19 protein-coding genes, 3 tRNA genes and 1 pseudogene are annotated in these 17972 nt (G+C 51.2%); 16 read left to right on the top strand and 7 right to left on the bottom strand.

The annotated features are described in order from the left end of the window. Nucleotides 1–112: 112 nt before the first annotated feature. The 6 genes from VA597_RS13030 to VA597_RS13005 all read left to right on the top strand — a co-directional run bounded on the left by VA597_RS13030 (nucleotide 113) and on the right by VA597_RS13005 (nucleotide 3635). Nucleotides 113–188 (top strand) — tRNA-Gly (locus tag VA597_RS13030). Between the two features lie 16 nt (nucleotides 189–204). Next, nucleotides 205–375 carry a hypothetical protein gene (locus VA597_RS13025; protein WP_164919065.1) on the top strand — a complete coding sequence of 57 codons (171 nt, stop codon included), beginning with the start codon at nucleotides 205–207 and terminating at the stop codon, nucleotides 373–375. Continuing rightward, a complete protein-coding gene (locus VA597_RS13020; protein ID WP_164919064.1) occupies nucleotides 372–542 on the top strand; it encodes a hypothetical protein in 171 nt (56 codons plus the stop codon). Before VA597_RS13025 ends, VA597_RS13020 begins: the two co-directional genes overlap by 4 nt. Further along, entirely contained in the window at nucleotides 539–730 is a 192-nt protein-coding gene (locus tag VA597_RS13015) for a hypothetical protein (protein ID WP_128743204.1), read from the top strand. Before VA597_RS13020 ends, VA597_RS13015 begins: the two co-directional genes overlap by 4 nt. Nucleotides 731–921: 191 nt before the next feature. Beyond that, the gene (gene typA, locus VA597_RS13010) at nucleotides 922–2742 is read left to right on the top strand and encodes a translational GTPase TypA (protein ID WP_128743203.1); all 1821 of its coding nucleotides are present in this window, start codon (nucleotides 922–924) and stop codon (nucleotides 2740–2742) included. Next, on the top strand, nucleotides 2742–3635 hold the full coding sequence (locus tag VA597_RS13005) for a 3'-5' exonuclease (protein WP_128743202.1): 894 nt from the start codon (nucleotides 2742–2744) through the stop codon (nucleotides 3633–3635). The genes typA and VA597_RS13005 overlap by 1 nt, the downstream gene beginning before the upstream one ends. A gap of 79 nt (nucleotides 3636–3714) precedes the next feature. Here VA597_RS13005 and VA597_RS13000 read toward each other — a convergent pair whose 3' ends face one another. Both VA597_RS13000 and VA597_RS12995 read right to left on the bottom strand, forming a co-directional pair. Continuing rightward, entirely contained in the window at nucleotides 3715–3852 is a 138-nt protein-coding gene (locus VA597_RS13000) for a hypothetical protein (protein WP_164919063.1), read from the bottom strand. 814 nt (nucleotides 3853–4666) lie between these two features. Next, nucleotides 4667–4987, bottom strand: coding sequence for an AbrB/MazE/SpoVT family DNA-binding domain-containing protein (locus tag VA597_RS12995; RefSeq protein ID WP_128743201.1), 321 nt, complete (start codon nucleotides 4985–4987; stop codon nucleotides 4667–4669). A 337-nt stretch (nucleotides 4988–5324) separates the two neighbouring features. On the opposite strand from VA597_RS12995, the gene VA597_RS12990 reads away from it, so the two are divergent. The 6 genes from VA597_RS12990 to VA597_RS12965 all read left to right on the top strand — a co-directional run bounded on the left by VA597_RS12990 (nucleotide 5325) and on the right by VA597_RS12965 (nucleotide 10101). Further along, nucleotides 5325–5876, top strand: a complete 552-nt coding sequence (locus VA597_RS12990) for a superoxide dismutase family protein (RefSeq protein WP_442872777.1) — start codon at nucleotides 5325–5327, stop codon at nucleotides 5874–5876. A 299-nt stretch (nucleotides 5877–6175) separates the two neighbouring features. Continuing rightward, on the top strand, nucleotides 6176–6532 hold the full coding sequence (locus VA597_RS12985; protein WP_164919062.1) for a helix-turn-helix domain-containing protein: 357 nt from the start codon (nucleotides 6176–6178) through the stop codon (nucleotides 6530–6532). Between the two features lie 149 nt (nucleotides 6533–6681). Then, nucleotides 6682–7527, top strand: a complete 846-nt coding sequence (pgeF, locus tag VA597_RS12980) for a peptidoglycan editing factor PgeF (protein WP_128743199.1) — start codon at nucleotides 6682–6684, stop codon at nucleotides 7525–7527. After that, the gene (locus VA597_RS12975) at nucleotides 7517–8419 is read left to right on the top strand and encodes a radical SAM protein (protein ID WP_128743198.1); all 903 of its coding nucleotides are present in this window, start codon (nucleotides 7517–7519) and stop codon (nucleotides 8417–8419) included. The genes pgeF and VA597_RS12975 overlap by 11 nt, the downstream gene beginning before the upstream one ends. Nucleotides 8420–8479: 60 nt before the next feature. Beyond that, nucleotides 8480–9166: a PAQR family membrane homeostasis protein TrhA gene (trhA, locus tag VA597_RS12970; protein WP_128743197.1), complete on the top strand. Its 687-nt coding sequence runs from the start codon at nucleotides 8480–8482 to the stop codon at nucleotides 9164–9166. Between the two features lie 71 nt (nucleotides 9167–9237). Beyond that, entirely contained in the window at nucleotides 9238–10101 is an 864-nt protein-coding gene (locus VA597_RS12965) for a polysaccharide deacetylase family protein (protein WP_128743196.1), read from the top strand. Here the strand turns inward: VA597_RS12965 and VA597_RS12960 are convergent, their stop codons facing one another. After that, nucleotides 10102–12459: an HAD-IC family P-type ATPase gene (locus VA597_RS12960; protein WP_128743195.1), complete on the bottom strand. Its 2358-nt coding sequence runs from the start codon at nucleotides 12457–12459 to the stop codon at nucleotides 10102–10104. Between the two features lie 264 nt (nucleotides 12460–12723). On the opposite strand from VA597_RS12960, the gene VA597_RS12955 reads away from it, so the two are divergent. From VA597_RS12955 to VA597_RS12940, 4 genes and pseudogenes are all read left to right on the top strand, one after another. After that, nucleotides 12724–13950, top strand: a complete 1227-nt coding sequence (locus tag VA597_RS12955; RefSeq protein WP_128743194.1) for an O-antigen ligase family protein — start codon at nucleotides 12724–12726, stop codon at nucleotides 13948–13950. A 459-nt stretch (nucleotides 13951–14409) separates the two neighbouring features. Further along, nucleotides 14410–14486 (top strand) — tRNA-Ala (locus tag VA597_RS12950). A 53-nt stretch (nucleotides 14487–14539) separates the two neighbouring features. Further along, a tRNA-Ala gene (locus VA597_RS12945) sits at nucleotides 14540–14617 on the top strand. Between the two features lie 165 nt (nucleotides 14618–14782). Next, nucleotides 14783–14938 (top strand): annotated as a pseudogene (locus VA597_RS12940) (DJ-1/PfpI family protein); the annotation flags it as partial. 617 nt (nucleotides 14939–15555) lie between these two features. Here the strand turns inward: VA597_RS12940 and VA597_RS12935 are convergent. The 4 genes from VA597_RS12935 to VA597_RS12920 form a co-directional block, all read right to left on the bottom strand. Beyond that, nucleotides 15556–15837 (bottom strand): zinc-ribbon domain containing protein, encoded by a 282-nt coding sequence (locus VA597_RS12935; RefSeq protein ID WP_128743188.1) that lies wholly within the window; start codon nucleotides 15835–15837, stop codon nucleotides 15556–15558. 195 nt (nucleotides 15838–16032) lie between these two features. Then, nucleotides 16033–16191 carry a hypothetical protein gene (locus VA597_RS12930; RefSeq protein WP_164919061.1) on the bottom strand — a complete coding sequence of 53 codons (159 nt, stop codon included), beginning with the start codon at nucleotides 16189–16191 and terminating at the stop codon, nucleotides 16033–16035. Between the two features lie 165 nt (nucleotides 16192–16356). Beyond that, nucleotides 16357–16569 carry a cold-shock protein gene (locus VA597_RS12925; protein ID WP_128743187.1) on the bottom strand — a complete coding sequence of 71 codons (213 nt, stop codon included), beginning with the start codon at nucleotides 16567–16569 and terminating at the stop codon, nucleotides 16357–16359. A gap of 795 nt (nucleotides 16570–17364) precedes the next feature. Next, entirely contained in the window at nucleotides 17365–17967 is a 603-nt protein-coding gene (locus tag VA597_RS12920) for a DbpA RNA binding domain-containing protein (protein WP_442861494.1), read from the bottom strand. Nucleotides 17968–17972: the final 5 nt, after the last annotated feature.

Genomic DNA, 17972 nt, shown 5'->3' with positions numbered 1-17972 from the left:
TAACATAAACCCGACGAAATAGAAAACATGGAAAATGCCCATGGGATTTTTTATTGTTCCGGCTTGACAAACCGAGGCATTTTGGCTATAATAGCACTTGCATTAAAGTGTTGCGAACGTAGCTCATCCGGTAGAGCGCCACCTTGCCAAGGTGGAGGTAGCGAGTTCGAGCCTCGTCGTTCGCTCCAAGGGGAAGGGCCGGCAGTGAGCCGGTCCTTGCTTTTGAGTTGCCGCGAGGCGAGAACTCCGGCGCAGCCCGGAGGACCGAACCCGCTTTCCGTATCTCCGGACCCCGTGCAGGGGTCCGCGGAACGCGGCCCGGAACTGCACTGCCCGAGCCTCGTCGTTCGCTCCAAGGGGAAGGGCCGGCAGTGAGCCGGTCCTTGCTTTTGAGTTGCCGCGAGGCGAGAACTCCGGCGCAGCCCGGAGGACCGAACCCGCTTTCCGTATCTCCGGACCCCGTGCAGGGGTCCGCGGAACGCGGCCCGGAACTGCACTGCCCGAGCCTCGTCGTTCGCTCCAAGAAGAAGGGCCGGCAGTGAGCCGGTCCTTGCTTTTGAGTTGCCGCGAGGCGAGAACTCCGGCGCAGCCCGGAGGACCGAACCCGCTTTCCGTATCTCCGGACCCCGTGCAGGGGTCCGCGGAACGCGGCCCGGAACTGCACTGCCCGAGCCTCGTCGTTTGCTCCAGCAGGCTGAACCTGCGGCCGATTCGCGCTTCTCAGTGTTGAGAAGCCGTTTTTGTGTAATCCGCCTTGAGTTTTTTATCTGAATGAAGCACTGAAGGGGCCGCCGCGGAATTTCCGCGGCGGCTTTTCTCGGATACTGCGGCCAACCTTTTATATTTTGCCTTCACTGTTCACAAATACAAATGGATGTGATATAATAATACGTCTGCGAATTTGAAAGAAGAGGGAAATCAATGGATGTAAGAAACGACGTCAGAAATGTCGCGATTATTGCGCACGTCGACCACGGCAAGACGACACTGGTGGATCAGCTCCTAAGGCAGAGCGGCGTTTTCCGTGCGAACGAGGCCGTCGCCGAACGGGTTATGGATTCAAACGATCTGGAGCGCGAACGCGGAATTACGATTCTGGCGAAAAATACAGCCGTCATGTATGACGGCGTTAAAATCAATATTGTGGATACTCCCGGCCACGCCGATTTCGGCGGGGAAGTGGAGCGTATCCTGACGATGGTCGACGGGGTGCTGCTCTTAGTCGACGCGTTCGAGGGCTGCATGCCGCAGACGCGCTTTGTGCTGAAAAAGGCGCTGGGGCTCGGTAAAAAGCCGCTGGTTGTCCTCAATAAGATCGACCGCCCGGGCGCGAGGCCGGATGAAGTGATCGACGAGGTGATCGACCTGTTCATCGAGCTGGGCGCCAATGAGGACCAGCTCGAATTTCCGGTGATCTACGCTTCCGCGCGCGACGGCTATGCCTCCGGCGACCCGAACGCCCGCGAGGGCGACATGAAGCCGCTGTTCGACGCGATCCTGAAAAATATCCCGGCTCCGTCCGGTGAGGCGAACGGACCGATGCAGATCCTGTTTTCCAACATCGATTATGACGACTACATCGGCCGGGTCGGGATCGGCCGCGTTGAGCGCGGGCATATCCGGGTCGGCGACAGCGCGGTCCTCTGCCATCGGGACGGGACGACGGCCAACGTTAAAATTACCAAGCTGTACCAGTTCGAGGGCCTGAAGCGCCGGGAAGTGGAAGAATCGTCCCTCGGGGACCTGGTCGCCGTGTCGGGCATCACCGGCCTGAATATCGGCGAGACCATCTGTGCTCCCGACTGCGTGGAAGCGCTTCCCTTTGTCAAAATCGACGAGCCGACCGTTTCCATGATGTTTATGGTCAACAACAGTCCGTTTGCCGGACGGGAGGGCAAATACGTCACTTCTCGCAATCTGCGCGACCGTCTCTTCAAGGAAGTGGAGACGAATGTCGCGATGCGCGTGGAGGAAACGGATTCCCCTGACACGTTCAAGGTATCCGGGCGCGGCGAACTGCATCTTTCGATTCTGATCGAGGAGATGCGCCGTCAGGATTTCGAGTTTCAGGTGACCGGCCCGAGGGTGATCTACAAGGAGATCAACGGCAAAAAGTGTGAGCCGATCGAGCTGCTGATGATCGAGGTTCCCGACAATTACGTGGGTGCGGTGATGGAAAAGCTGGGAACGCGCAAGGCGGAGCTGGTGAACATGGGTGCGCGCGGCAACGGCACGACCCACCTGGAATTCAAGATTCCGGCCCGCGGACTGATGGGCTACCGGCAGGAATTCCTGACGGATACGAACGGCAACGGCATCATGAACAACGTATTCGACAGCTATGAGCCTTACAAGGGTGAAATCGTCCAGCGTCCGCAGGGCTCTCTGATTGCCCACGAGGCGGGCGAATCCACGGGGTACGGCCTCTTTTACGCACAGGACCGCGGCAGGCTTTTTATCAGCCCCGGCGTTGAGGTCTACGAAGGAATGATCGTCGGCGTAAGCCCAAAATCGGACGATATCGTCGTCAATGTCTGTAAGAAAAAGCACGCGACCAATACCCGCGCCTCCGGCTCCGACGAAGCGCTCAAGCTGACTCCGCCCAGCATTATGAGCCTGGAACAGTGCCTGGAATTCATCCGCGCCGACGAACTTGTCGAGGTTACGCCGAAAAGCATCCGCATGCGCAAAATGATTCTGAGCAAGGAGCTTCGGATGAAGCAGGCCGCCAGGAAAAAATAATGGAATTCGTGATATTGGACCTGGAATGGAACGGCGCTTACAGCAGACGGCTCAAGGGCTTTATGAATGAGATCATCGAATGCGGCGCCGTCAAGGTGGATGAGGAATTTCATATTCTTGATACGTTTGAAATGCTGATCCGCCCTCAGGTTGGCAAGAAAATCAGCGGAAAAATCAGAGACCTGACCAGCATTACGAACGAAGAGCTGGCGGACGGGCCGCAGTTTCTGCAGGTTGTCAGCCGTTTCCGGCGCTGGGCCGGGGATTGTGTCATCATGACCTGGGGCACTTCGGACATTCTCGCGCTGATTGAAAATTACAAATATTTCTGCGGAAGCAGGCGCATTCCGTTCCTTCGGCGCTATGTGAATCTTCAGGCTTACTGTGAGCGATGTCTTTCCTACGACTGTACGAAGCAGATGGGACTTTCGACGGCCGCCCAGCTTTTGAAAATCGATGAGAGCGGCTTCGATCATCACCGGGCGCTGGGCGACAGCTTGCTTTCGATGCGTTGTCTGCAAAAGCTTTACGATCCGGTAAAACTGGAGCCGTTTCTGCAGGATGCCGAGACGGAGGAATTCTACAACCGCGTCGAGTTCCGCACCGTGGCGGTTTGCAATCTGAACCATCCTCAGATCCAGCCGTCGGACCTTATTTTCTATTGCGACCAGTGCGGCCGCCGCGCGCGCAGGTCGGGCAAATGGCAGCTTCATAACAAGAGCTTCCGCGCCCCGTTTACCTGCCGTCACTGCGGCCATCGTTTTTTCGGCCGGGTCCAGTTTAAGCTGAAATATGAAGGAATGGTCGTGAAAAAAACAATTCTGCCGTTTCGGGAGGAATCTGAGGATACGGCGGAAACACGAGCTGCCGAGGCGCAAAAAGAGAGCGAATAGCTCTCTTTTTTTTTATGATACAACGCGAAAAGCGGCATAAAATTTTGCCCCGCCATCCTTCCGGCGGGGCTTTGTCCTATCAGCCGGTCGGTTCATCCGACTGCGGCAGCCGTTCTTTGATCTGTTCTAATTCGGTATAAAGGATCGCTTGGTTCATTGCGATGGTGTTTAGGTTGGTGTTCATCCATTCCAATTGCTGTTTCAATTCTTTGTCCATTAGTTTGATGCCTCCGGCAAATATGTACCGCAAAAAGCGGCCTATCCTATTGTACCTTACCCTGCCAGACATGGCCGGATATCGGGATCCGCCACTAAATTTTCCTGTTTCCAAACAACTGGAAAATTTTTCACTTGCAAAATGATTACATTTTTGTTACAATTATTACAACTTTTTTACTATTTTCTTCCCAATTAGTTCCATACGGAAGAACGTCTGAAGGAGGCATACTTATGGATTTGATTCTTATAGATACAGTTTTGAACATATTGCTTTCCATTGTTTCATTGCTCTTAATCGCTATGTTTGTTCTCTTCTACAAAAATCATTGAACTATAAGTTTCACTGTTTCCCGCCAATCATTCTGGATATCCGGAGTTAGGCCGCTCGGAAAAGATCTTTTCTGCCCCTGGCCTGTAAAAACGCTTGTCAAACTGCTGATAAAGTTCCAAATTCAAGCCGGACAGGCGCTTTGCGGGTTCGGCCCGGTGGCGTGTCGAAGGCTATCATAAAAGCACTCTAAAAAAAGACGAACGGCTAATTTTAGCGGAAATGCGCATAATATGATAGACCATTTTGAAAAAAGGAGTTGCACTGTCATGATGAGGTTTATTGCACCAATGCTTCTCGGAATTGTAATGGGCAGCATTATTATTTTTTTAGAGCCGGTCCACAAAGGACACCACAAGCATAAGAAATACCGTTGTTGGAAATAGAATGGAGCCCTCTCAGCTCAGGTGGAGCCGGGAGGGCTTATTCGTTTCTCCTTTGTCCCCGGCTGGGCGGAGGGGCCGGCCTTCGATGCGCATTGTGATCAAACATCCTTGTCGTCGGTTTCCCAAAAGCTCAGTTCTTTGATTTCCTGCATCCGGCCAAATGTTTCCTGCGGGTCGAATGGCCCCTCCTGCTCGAAAGACGCGGCCAGATTGTTGATTTCAGCCAGCCGCTGGCGGAGTTCCTCGTTTTCAGTCTCGAGCGGGTCCGGCCTGTAATTGCGGAGAAGGATGCTGTCGCCCTGTCCGATAATTTCGATCGGTGTCCCGGCTTCCAGCCGCATGGCCTTGCGCAGTTCTTTTGGAATCACGATTCTTCCAAGATCATCTAAAAGTCGGACAATTCCCGCTGATTGACTCATTGTGAATCCTCCTGTTCAGCTTCTGTTTTTTCGCGTTTGCAGAGATCGTCCTTGTCCTCATGATCGTTGCGGAGCCGGATTTGGTTGCAGCCGGAGAAACGGCATTCCCTCCTGAAAAAGTCCGAGCCGGTCTGGACGGTGCGGAACAAATCTTTTGTCCGGGTGAGACCAGGATTTTAGATCCGGCATATGCGGGCCGCCGCTCCGGGTGCCGGACGTTGAAGCAGATTCCGGCCGGGGGAATCTTGCCCCGGAGCATTTTGGGCCGGGTCTTTTCCGGATAAGAAGCTAAAATCAAATCGCTGTTTGTACTCATAAAACGCTTCCTTACTTTTTGTTGGCAGTTTATTTTCTCCCGCATAGAATAATTCAGGAGGTGGTTCCTTTGCCACAGTTTGGAATCAATCATTTGCAAAATATGCTGAGGAGGGTGCCTGAAGCCCGTGCCATCATGGCTGGCAGCCATGATCATCCCGACATACATGGGGCGGTTTCGTTTTATCAGGCTGTGGACGGGGTGCTGCTCGTCGCGCAGATTCATGGCCTTCCCGCCGAAGAGACATGTGCATCCAATGTGTTCGGATTTCATATTCACGAGGGCACTTCTTGTACCGGAAACGATGAGGACCCCTTTGCAAATGCCGGAGGTCACTACAATCCGCGCGGTTGCCCGCATCCCGCGCATGCCGGCGATCTTCCCCCGCTGTTCGGAAATCGGGGTTATGCCTTCATGGCATTTTTCACTGACAGGTTTACGGTGAAAGAGGTTGTCGGCCGCACGGTCATTATTCATGCGTCGCCGGATGATTTCACGACTCAGCCATCCGGAAATTCGGGAACTAAAATAGCCTGCGGCCGGATTTTGCCTGCGGGCATTCTTTATCATTAGTATATATCAATTTTAATTCTATTTATTTCCGCAGAGGTCAATGACACCCTTGTGATGATTGGGCCGGAGGCAGCAAGGCAAACGCAGTCACCCGATTGGTGACATGTGACGCAAAAAAATTTACGGAAAGCTTGCCGACACCAGCTTAAAATAATACTGTTTTTTATCAATTGTCCGGCGATTGTACAAACTTTAGGACTTGCAACTGCCATATCAGGCTTTTGGGGAGAAGTTGCCGTCTTGCATTTGGTGACGATTTATGCTTTAATGAAAGCATTAGAGAAATACGGGTGATGGGATTGGAACAAAGATTTGGAGACAGACTCAAAGCAATCCGCCTGGAGCACCGCATGTCGCAAGAGGATTTTGCAAGACTTCTCGGGACCTCAAAACAGGTTATCAGCCGTTACGAAACCAATCAGCGCACGCCGAAAATAACGGTTGCCAATCGGTATGCGGAAATTCTGAATGTGCCAATCAGCGGCCTTTTGGGAGAATCCTGTCAGCCGCGAAAGATGGAGGCGGCGTTCGATGACTTTACCTGTGCGATCCAGAGTGAGATCAGGGGACTTACCGTAGAAAACAGACAAAAGTTATTGGAAATGGCCCGCATTTTCAAATTGGCTCAGGAGCAGCAAAAGAATACAAAAGAGTAGCGGTTTTCATGCCGCGGGACAACTGCACTTCAAGGCCGGAGAGCGAACAGCTCTCTTTTTTTGGGGCTGGGACAGAAAGGAACATTTACGTTGTGCCGTGCGGCATTCTGTGCTACAATCGAAGTCGCAGAAAAATTCGGAGGCTTGTTATGGTATTGCAGGAAAAACAGGTGAAGCTGAATCGGAAAAACGGAATTGAATTTTTAACGTTTCCGGCGCTCGAAGCCCTGCCGTTTGTTCGCCACGCGTTTTCCACCCGGATCGGAGGCGTCAGCCGGAATGAGTTTTCTTCGCTGAACCTGGCGTTCGGAAGAGGGGACCCCGACGAAAACGTGATGGAAAATTACCGCCGCATCTGTGAGGCCGCGGGGTTTGGCGCGGATTCGCTGGTGTCCTCGGCGCAGGTCCATCGAACGGTGGTCCGGCGGGTCGGCAGGCAAAACCGCGGGGAAGGCTTTACAAAGCAAAAGCCTTCGGGCGTGGACGGACTGATCACCGACGAGCCCGGAGTAACGCTTGTGACGCACCATGCGGACTGCGCCGCGCTCTATTTCGCAGACCCGGTCAGAAAGGCGGCTGGACTTTCCCATGCCGGTTGGCGCGGGACCGCGGCCCGGATCGGCGCGGAGACGGTGCGTTCGATGGCCCGGGAATTCGGCAGCCGTCCGGAGGACGTCGTCTGCGTGATCGGCCCGTCGATCGGTCCCTGTTGTTTTGAAGTGGACGCTCCCGTCTATGAAACTTTTGCCGGGATGCGCGATCTTTCCCCGTGGGAATGGATCAGGGAAGACGGAGAGGGAAAATACCATATTGATTTATGGGAGGCGAACAGGCGCATTCTGATGAGCGCCGGAGTGCGGGGGGAAAATATCTCTGTCTCCGGACTCTGCACCCAATGTCATCCCGACCTCCTGTTTTCCCATCGGGCCAGCCGGGGGAAGCGCGGCGGCCTGGCGGCGTTCCTGGCGCTGAAGGAGGACATGGATGCGGATTGAACACTGCGGGCTCTGCCCCCGGCGCTGCGGTGCGCTGCGCGAAGCGAAAGAGGGGAAGGGCTTCTGTGGCATGGGCGCGGATCCCGTGGTGGCGCGCGCGGCGCTTCATTTTTGGGAGGAACCCTGCCTGAGCGGAACGCGCGGTTCCGGAGCCGTGTTTTTCACGGGCTGCTCGCTGCAGTGTGTTTTCTGTCAGAATTATGAGATCAGCACGCGGAGGAATGCCGGGAAAATCCTGACGCCGGAGGAGCTTTCAGCCGTATTCCGAAGCCTGGTGAAGCAGGGGGCGCACAATATCAACCTGGTCACGGCCACGCATTTTGTTCCGGCGGTCGCCCAGGCGCTGTCCCTCTGGAGTCCGCCTGTCCCGGTCGTCTACAACTGCGGAGGCTATGAGACCATTGAAACTCTGCGCATGCTGGACGGGCTGGTCGACATCTATCTGCCGGACCTCAAGTACGCGGACAGCGGATTGGCCCGACGGCTTTCCGGCGCGGAAGACTATGTGGCTGTTTCCCGCGCCGCCGTGCTCGAAATGGCGCGGCAGACGGGGACCGCTGAGTATGACGCGGACGGGATGATGCAAAAGGGGACCCTTGTGCGCCACCTGATGCTGCCCGGCCACACGCGGGATTCCATCGCCGTGTTGGACTGGCTCGCGGCCAATCTGCCCGGAGTTCCCGTCAGCCTGATGGCCCAATACGTGCCCTGCGGGAAGGCGGAGCGCCTTCCGGATCTGAACAGGAGGATCACGGCGAGGGAATATGAAAAGGTCCAGAACCATCTTTTTTCCTTGAATCTGGATGGATATGTTCAGGAACGGCGGTCCGCCAGCAAAAATTTTATTCCTTCGTTTCGGATGGAAGGCCTGGACCGGCTTGACATGCAATAAATAATGATATAGACTATTACACATAGTAATTAAAACTACATGTAATGGGGCTGATAGAGCATGAGCGGCGACGTCAAAAAAATCGGGCGCAAGCTGAGCAGGGAAGAATTGGGACTGCCTTCTTATACCGTGCCGGAGGAGATTCTGAATTCGGCGACGCATGGCATCGGCATGCTGGCCGCGGCCGCGGGGCTGGTTTTACTCCTTCTCAACTGCCGGCGGGACACGCTGACCCTGGTCAGCGTGTCGGTATTCGGCGGCAGCATGATCCTGCTTTATCTTATTTCATCCCTGTATCATGGTTTAGGCGTCTGCAGGGGAAAACGGGTGCTGCGCACCTTGGACCACTGCACGATTTTCCTTTTGATCTCCGGCACTTATACGCCGGTCGCGCTGCTTTCCTTCGGCGGCGCGACCGGCTGGGTCCTGTTTGCGATTGTCTGGGGCGTCTCCGCCGTTGGAATCGCGTTGAATGCGATCAGCGTCCAACGGTTCCGGGTCTTTTCGATGATCTGCTACATCGGGCTCGGGTGGCTGGTCCTTTTCTTTTTAAAGCCTTTGATCGCCCATCTGGATGGAACTTCGATTCGGAACTTGGTGCTTGGCGGCGTTTTTTACACAGTCGGGGCCGTTTTGTACGGAATCGGGAAAAAAAGAAAATACATTCACTCCGTCTGGCATTTGTTTGTCCTTGCCGGGAGCATATTCCATTATTTTGTCGTTTACCGCATTGCGGTGCCTTTCTGAAAACCGGGATGGGATGAAATCAGTGATATCCTGCGGCCCGCTTCCATATATTAAACGGGGGCGGGTTATTTATGTTTCGATCGATAAAAATCCATCGCTTTTTTCTGTCTGCCCTGACTGTGGTTCTGCTCGCGTTTTGCTTCTGCGGGGGGACAGTGGCCGCGGTCCGGCAAGCGGAAAAGAAAAACGGGGTGCCGCTGCCCATTGTGATGTACCACAGCATCCTGCGGGAGGCGCGTTTTCAGGGGAATTATACCGTATCGCCGGAAACGCTGGAAAGCGATTTTGCATGGCTGCAAAAAAACGGTTATCATACAGTCGTGGTCCGCGACCTCCTGAATTACGTGTACGGGCAGGTCCCGCTCCCGGAGAAGCCCGTGATGATCACCTTTGACGACGGGTTTTACAACAATTATTATTATGCGTATCCAATCGCGGAGAAATATCAGGCCAAAATCGTGATTTCTCCGGTAGGCTACTATACAGACCAGTATACGGAAGGCGACGCCGATCACCCGAACTATTCCTACCTGACATGGGGGGAGATCGAGGAAATGGCAGATTCCGGCCTGGTTGAAATTCAAAACCATTCCTATAACCTCCACGCAACCAAAGGGAGATACGGCGCCCAGAAGCTCAGATGGGAAAGCGCGGTTTCCTACCAGTCGGTCCTGCGGAAGGACCTGGGAAAGATGCAGACGGAGATGCTGGAACATACCGGGCAGGCACCGACGGCTTTTGTGTACCCGTTCGGGGCCGTCAGCAAGGAATCGGTTCCGGTTCTCAAAGAGATCGGATTTCAGGCGAGCATGAACTGCATGAAAAAGACGAACTATATTACAAATACGCCGGAGTGTTTGTTTGGATTGGGGAGGTATATCAGGCCCGCGGGTCTTTCGAGCGACTCCTTTTTTAAGAAAATCGGGCTTCGGTGATTATTTTCGCAGAAAGATCCGTTCGATCAGATGATAGATGACGGCCATCGCGCTTGCGGCAAATAGAAACATCGGAACCAGCATCAGCAGCATGGGAATGGTCGGGACGGTCACCTCAAACAGGGAAGGGAAAAAGACAAGCGCAAGAACAAAGAGCACTGCCATGGTCAAAAAGAGGATGACCCGCGCCGTGTTGAAAGGGAAACAGATCTTAAACAGAATCAGAAGTCCGGTAAAACCGGTGATCAGCACGGCGAGTGTGGACTGTTCCGCGCGGGAGAAGCCCAGGAAGGAGGAGAGGGCGACCAGAAGCACGATGTTCAGAGTCATAGCTGCCGCCCCCGGAACCGATTTCTGCATGACGTTTCCGATAAAGCTTCCGCGCAAACGATCCCGGTTTGGCTCCAGCGCGAGAAAAAACGACGGGATCCCAATGGAGACGGCGTTGATCAGCGTAAACTGAATCGGCTGAAACGGATAGGCGCAGGTCAGAAAAAGAAACAGAACCGCGATGACGGCGGAGAAGATCGCCTTGACCAGGAACAGAGACGCGGACCGCTGAAGGTTGTTGATGCAGCGGCGTCCCTCCGCCACGATGCGGGGCATGGAGGAAAAATCCGAGTCCATCAGCACAATCTGCGAAACCGTCCGCGCGGCGTCGCTTCCGGACGCCATCGCGATGCTGCAGTCGCTTTCCTTCAGGGCGGGGACGTCGTTGACCCCGTCGCCCGTCATGGCGACAGTGTGTTTTTTCTCCTTCAGAGCCCGGATCAGATTCAATTTCTGATCCGGAGTGACCCTTCCGAATACCGTATAGGCTTCCGCGGCTTCCTTCACCTCCTCTTCACTTTTCAGGCTGGATGCATCCACGCAGCGGTCCGCGTTTTTCAATCCCGCTTTTTCGGCAATGCTTGCAGCGGTGTGGACATCGTCGCCCGAAATCACTTTCAGTTCAACGCCCTGATCGGCGAAATAGGCGAGCGTTTCCCGGACGCCCGGCCGGATCCTGTCGCTGAGCAGGACAAGCAGCAAGGGCTTAAGGCCTTCGGGCAGCTCCCGGTCCCCAAGAGGCTTGTCCGAGTGGGCGAGAAGAAGAACGCGTTTTCCGCGGCCCGCGTATTTTTCCACCTGAGGACGGACATCTTCAAACCGGTCTTTCAGAACGAACTGCCCCGCGCCGAGAACAAAGCTCCCCTTGTCCTTGAAACAGGCGCCGCTCCATTTGCGGGCGGAGGAAAAGGAAACATTGCTCTCACAGGTCCATTCGGGCGGCTGCGGCATGATCTCCCGGATAGCGTTCATCGTTGGAGAATGGTCGTCCATGGCGGCCGCGAGAGCCGAAAGGGCCTCTTCCGCTCTTTCCCGGGGAATGTCGCACAGAGGAACGACAGCCTCGGCTTGGAGCGTGCCCTGCGTCAGAGTTCCGGTTTTATCCAGGCAAAGAGTGTCCACGTGCGCGAGCGTTTCGATGGAGTACAGCTCCTGCACCAGCGCCTTATGCCGCGAAAGGCGGAGAATCCCGACCGCGAGCACTACGCTGGTGAGCAGCACGAGCCCCTCCGGAATCATGCCGATCAGCGCGGCGACCGTACTGACTACCGCGGGGCGGAGAGCCTGACCGGAAACGGTCATCTGTTTGTAAAACATCAGGATGCCGATCGGCAGAATGGCAAATCCTGTAATTTTGATGATGCGGTTCATCCAGGTCATGATCTCGGAATTCGGTTTTTTCAGGTAGCGGGCGCTCGCGGCGATTTTGGAGGCGTAGTTGTCTTCGCCGATGTGTTCCGCCTGGGCCCTGCAGCTGCCGCCGACCAGAAAGCTGCCGCTGAAAAGGCTGTCGCCGCTGCGCTTTGGCACAGGATCGGATTCGCCGGTGATCAAAGATTCATCCGTCTCGCACTCTCCGTTTAAAATGACGCAGTCCGCACAGACCTGATTTCCCGTGGAAAGAAGCATTACGTCGTCCAGGACAAGCTCTGAGACCGGGACTTCGCTCTCCTTCCCGTTTCGGATCACATGCGCTTTCGGCGCTGTGATCAGCGACAGGCGGTCGATCATTTTTTTTGCCCGGATTTCCTGTATGGTGCCGATCAGGGTGTTGCAGACGATCACGCCGAGAAACAGCAGGTTTTTGTAGGAGCCGACCATAATAATCAGAGAAGCGAGAATCAAGTTCAGGATATTGAACGGAGTGACGAGATTGCTCCGCACGATCTGACCGGTGGTGCGGGTGCCGGATTCTTCCCGGCCGTTCGCGAGCCCCTGATTCTGCCGGGCCTTGATTTGTTCCGAGTTCAGCCCGGATGAATAGTCCGGATGAAACCGTTCACAATAAGAGTTGGTGTTTTCCATCATTCAACTTTCTCCGCTTCGTTTTAACATTTTATTTACCTCTATCGTATCATAAAAAAGATGAAATCATAGAATGTTTCCAATTAATTGTTAAAAACTTAAAATTATGTTCATTTTTTTCGTTATAATTAACAAATAGATTTGATTAATATTTGGCGATTCAATTAGAATTGATCTTGTTTCGTTCCGGTGGTGTGATATAATTATCAGTTGTGGCATGAGGAGAGGAAATTTTAAGAAAAGGAGCTGACCGTTATTCTTCAAGCTGTGAAAGAGAGTATCCGATTTGATTTTCTGCGGAACGTTCAGCTGGTCTATGCGGATTTTGATCGGCTTCTGGTAATATTACTGACCGCTTCTATCTTTGCCCCGTTTTATGTCAGCATGGTTGTCGTAATCGGGATCGCGCTGATGACGATGATCAACTGCAAGAAAAGGGTTCGCGCATTTGAGGCGCCTTATACAAAATTTCTGTTTGCGTTTTTAATTGTTACATTTTTTGTCGCGGCAATATACAATAATTACATCGGTATGGCGTATTCCATTCTGATTTACGCGGTGGTCAGCTGCGCGCTTTATATCCGCAGCATCATGACGCGCTCCATCTTTAACGAGGCGATGGACCTGATCTGTGTCGGCAGCATTATAAGCCTGTTTGTCGCTTTGTATCAAAAAGCTTCTGCGCTTTCCACCATACCGGATTATCGTCCGGTGTCGGTATTTATCAATGCGAACTATTATGGCATGATCATCGAATTCGTCGTAATCATTGCGCTTTACCGTATTTTTACGAATGCGGAACTCAGCGCTTTCTATTTTGCAGTGATCGGACTTAATTTCATAGGCCTGTATCTGACCGCCAGCTTTTCATCCTTTACCGCGATGTTTGCGGCGGTTGCCGTTATGCTTTTTTTGAAAAAGAAAAATAAAATTGCGGTTGCCTTTATTCTTTCGGTTGTTGTTTTCGTTGGATTGCTGGCTGTTTTCCCTCAGCTTTTACCACGCGGTTCGCAGGCGATTGACCGAACGCTGGCCCAGAGACTTTCCATCTGGACGGCTTCCGTCAAGGGAATTGAGCAGCACCTGTTTTTTGGGCGCGGTGCGATGGCCTATCAGATGATCTACGAACAGTTTTCCGGATACAAAACGTATCACTGTCACAATTTATTTCTTGATGTTCTGCTGAATTTCGGAATCGTCGGCTTTGCCTGCATCGGGATCTATGTCGGCGTACAGTTAAAGCTGTTGTTCCTTCGAGTGCGCAATAACATCTGCATGGATATGAACATTTTAATGGCGGCCGCTTCCGCCGCTGTTTTTGTCCATGGATTGACGGATGTCACAATACTTTGGATCCAGACCGGCGTTCTTTTTGCACTGATTTATTCTTCCACTGGAATCGGTTCAGGATACATTGAGAAAAGTGTTCATGTTCCCAGTCTTCTCCCGGAGTATTCGGGCGACTCCGTTGCGGCACTGTATCTTAAAAATTAGTTGAAAACCTACCCTTGTTGTCCCTGCAAACAAATCCAGTAAATCGGATAATTACTCCCGATGATGACCGCTACGGACGGACTGTAACTGGATTTGGGCGCTTCGGGATGCAAGGGGTTCTTTTTTGGTTGTGTCTTTCAGATGTGCTGGATGAATCTAACTAGTTAGAAAAAGGCAGAAAAATGTAATTGGTGGTTGCATTTTTCAACGCAACGTGATATAATAGCAACCGTTGCTGAGGTAACACATGGACCTGTAGTTCAGCTGAGAGAGCAGGGCGGAATGGTTTTCGCAACGGTACGTAACTCGCTTGGCAGTCATATCGGTCACATCACAAAATTGAATAACACATGGGCTCGTAGCTCAGCTGGGAGAGCAAGTGATCCGCAAAGCGGGCCCCGACCACCTGACAACCTGCACAAAGCAAAAACTAAAAATTGAACAGATTCCACAACTTGGGGGCGTAGCTCAGCTGGGAGAGCGTACGGTTCGCATCCGTAAGGTCGAGGATTGGTCGTAAAACCACATCGGGCTCAGTGCCATCACAACAGTAACCTATCTGCAATATTAAAACAAATTCATACATCATGGGCCCGTAGCTCAGTTTGGGAGAGCGCACGGTTCGCATCCGTGAGGTTCGAGGGTTCGATCCCCTTCGGGTCCACCAAAATATTCGTCGAAAGAAGTCGATCATAGATGATCGGCTTCTTTATCTTTAATATATGGTAAAATGTCAGTGGATCCAGCTTATTTATAAAACGGGCAGATAAATTGGAATTTATTGGGATGGTTAAATGAAAGTTTTGCTTTTTTAGCTAAAGGTTTTGAAACAATGGAGTTTAGTGCTTTCGTAGACACACTTGGATGGGCGAAAAATGATTATTATTATGGCATTGATGTGATAACATGCTAATTCTCAAAAACAGTTCTGAGCACTTTTAATGTTCCAGTCATAGTGGATCGACTGATTGATGGGGTTTATGTTGATACGCCCGAAAGCCGGAAGAGGAAAACAAAAAACGCTCTAAAAGCAGTTGGCCTGTTTTCAGAACGCTTGCAAAATCTGTGCCAAATTGGTTCTACTTTCCCGGACTGTTTTTCGGGGCGTGTGCGATGGGTTTATTGCCTAAATGGCTCTTTGGCTGAAAATTATCTGTCTGTTTGTTCTTCCTGTTGAATTTGTCCACGAAACGATCGTATCCGGTGACTTTTTTTGAAAGGCCCATTTGTATCATCTTCTTTCCTTTTTATTCTACGCTGGAGAAGCACCGAAATGCAGGAAAGAAAGAATTATTATAAATAAGAAATTTTTTGTTTCGCCGCCATCCTCCCTCCAAGGCCACGAAGAAGCGCGCACCACGACCGCCCGGCTGTGACGCCTGCGGCAGTTACTCGATTATCAGCATCAAGCATACGAAGAGCTCAGACACAGATTCACGAGCTTGGCAAAGACCGTTTACCGGACAGAGGCGGGGATGAAGAATGATCTAAGACGCCCAATGAAGCATATGAACGGCCGTGAAGTATTTCGAGGAAGGACAGAAAGAATAAGGCAATTTACTCAAAAAAGTGCGCCCAAAAAGGCGCACTGAAATCTTCAGATTTTTATCTTCTGTTTTTCGCGAAGCAATCGCTGCAGTATACCGGGCGACCATCTCTCGGCTGAAAAGGAACCTTGCACGGCTTGCCACAAGAAGCGCAAACCGCATCGAACATCTCACGGCTGCCGCCGGATCTTTCTTTGGAGTTTTTCCGTGTGTCTCGGCAGGATTTGCATCGCTGCGGTTCATTCATAAAGCCTTTTTCAGCGAAAAACTCCTGCTCGCTGGCAGTAAATACAAATTCCTGACCACAATCTTTGCAAACTAACGTTTTGTCTGTGTACATGAAACACCTCAAATTATAAAATTAATGCCTGACGGGATGATATTACAATTACTATACGCTGGATATGCACCAATGTCAATTTTTTTAATTAGAGGGAATTATGGCGAAAGTTATTTTTATTCCATCCCTGGCATGCTGCAGGGCAAAGCCCGGCACGGGCTAAGAGCGAAATCTGGGTTTGCCGCTATACTTTACTTATTCTTCGAGAAGCAATTCAAGTTCATCCTGCAGGTCTGTAATAATAGGCCCAATCAAAGCTATACGCTTCAAGTCTTTTGTCTTTTTGGCCTCCTGATAGCAGACCGTATACACGGCGAGTTTGCTTTTCAAAACCGCTTTTGTATTTTGACTCATATGAACCTCCATGGACTTCATTTGTTTACATAATACAGCAAAGATATGGACCCGACATGAACGAGAACGATTGGCCATAGAACGAAGAAGAGACTGTACATTAGGAGACCTCACAGGGTAAACATAAAAAAGCCGCCCGAATGGGCGGTCTGGCAAACCGGAAATTTATGCGACACGAACATTGACGGCACGCATTTTGCTGCTGTCTTTTGGATCAGTCTCAATGTCATAAGAAACTTTTTGGCCTTCTGCAAGAGTTTTATACCCAGCAGACTGGACGGCGGAAAAATGGAAAAACACGTCTCCGCTGCCGTCGTCGTTGGAAATGAAGCCAAATCCTTTTGTTTCGTTAAACCATTTTACTGTACCGTTGTTCATAGACAGGTACCCCCATAAATTTATTTGTATCCGCCGTATAAAAAACTCACATTTTTGCAAGTCTTCACGATGTGAATGACTTACAAAAATGTGAGGCAATTCGTACATTTAGAATACACAGTCAGTATATCATAAGCATCGCAAAGATGTCAAGAAAATCCTCTACTCTTGAAAAGGGGTTCCCCTGACGCTGAGCGCTTTCCTTGACAGATTGCCAAAAGCATGATATAATTAACGGGTTGGAAATATCCAATAAGCCTATCTTTTCATGCTAAACCGAAGGCTTCAAATTCGGTGTTAATGTCAAAGAGGAACTGTTTGTTGGCTTGACAAAAGTGGGTAAGCAGTCGATAACCCGGGCGTTACACGGGACAAAATATGAATAGATATCCACTTTCGTGAGATATCTATATTTTTAATATTTTTAATTTTTAGCGCTTTGCCTTTGGGCGAGCGCTTTTTTAATTCTTTATAGATTGATTTTTACTCGCACCTGATATGAAAAACGGGCAGATTAACTCCGTCCGTATTTTCGATTAAGACCTGGATTTAAGCAATCTTTCCCCTTAGACCTATCTCCTGCAAAGGCGTCGCACAAATTGCAGCCTGCATTGCCGCAGGAGGCGTTATCGCAAGATTTTACAGCAAGATCATTAGAAGAATATCTTATGCGCACCGGAACGTACTTGTTCAAGAAGCTGCAATATTCACCTAATTTTTTATCGTTTATCATACTCATCCATCCCTTTCGCACAGTATCATAATTTCGTTGCAACGCACATGGGTAAATTGTTTTCATTTGCTTCTGCTGCGGTTATATTTATGCGCCGAACCGGCCCCATAACGATTTCTGCTGTCAATGCGCCGTTTAGAACCAGACGGATACGCATGATCTCTGTGGCCCAATCCTTTCGTTTTCAATGCAGCAATGTGTACGACGCGCTGTTTCATTCGGTATCCGTTCATTTTTTTCAAGACTAAATCCGCGTCATTCGGTTCCATTTCAACAATGGAACGCTCCCTGTAAAGATCGATTTTTCCGACTGCGACCACTGGCAATCCGGTTGTCTCGACGATGGTGCCGATGATAAAATCAGGTATTATTTTGTTGTCGGTGCCGATGTCGATTTTTAACCTGACTTTTCCCTCTTCAGGGGAAGTCGGCTCAATTTTTCGGACATTTTTTAAGGCGCCGGTTTTTCTGCTTTTATCATAGAGCAGTTTGCAGAGAGCCGCTGCGATCCGTTTTGCTTCATATCCGTTCTGTTCCAGCTCGTCGATAAACGATGTCCACTCGGAGCCGCTGTTTTTATCCATAAACTGTTTGATGGTTCCTCTGAATTTTTTAAGATGCCGTTTCTGAATCTCCTCAATATCGGGCACAGAGGCTTCTTCCATTTTTA

Origin of the sequence: Caproicibacter sp. BJN0012 (genome assembly GCF_035986805.1) — a bacterium.
Classification (GTDB): domain Bacteria; phylum Bacillota; class Clostridia; order Oscillospirales; family Acutalibacteraceae; genus Caproicibacter.
This window is presented reverse-complemented; position numbering and strand designations above follow the sequence as displayed.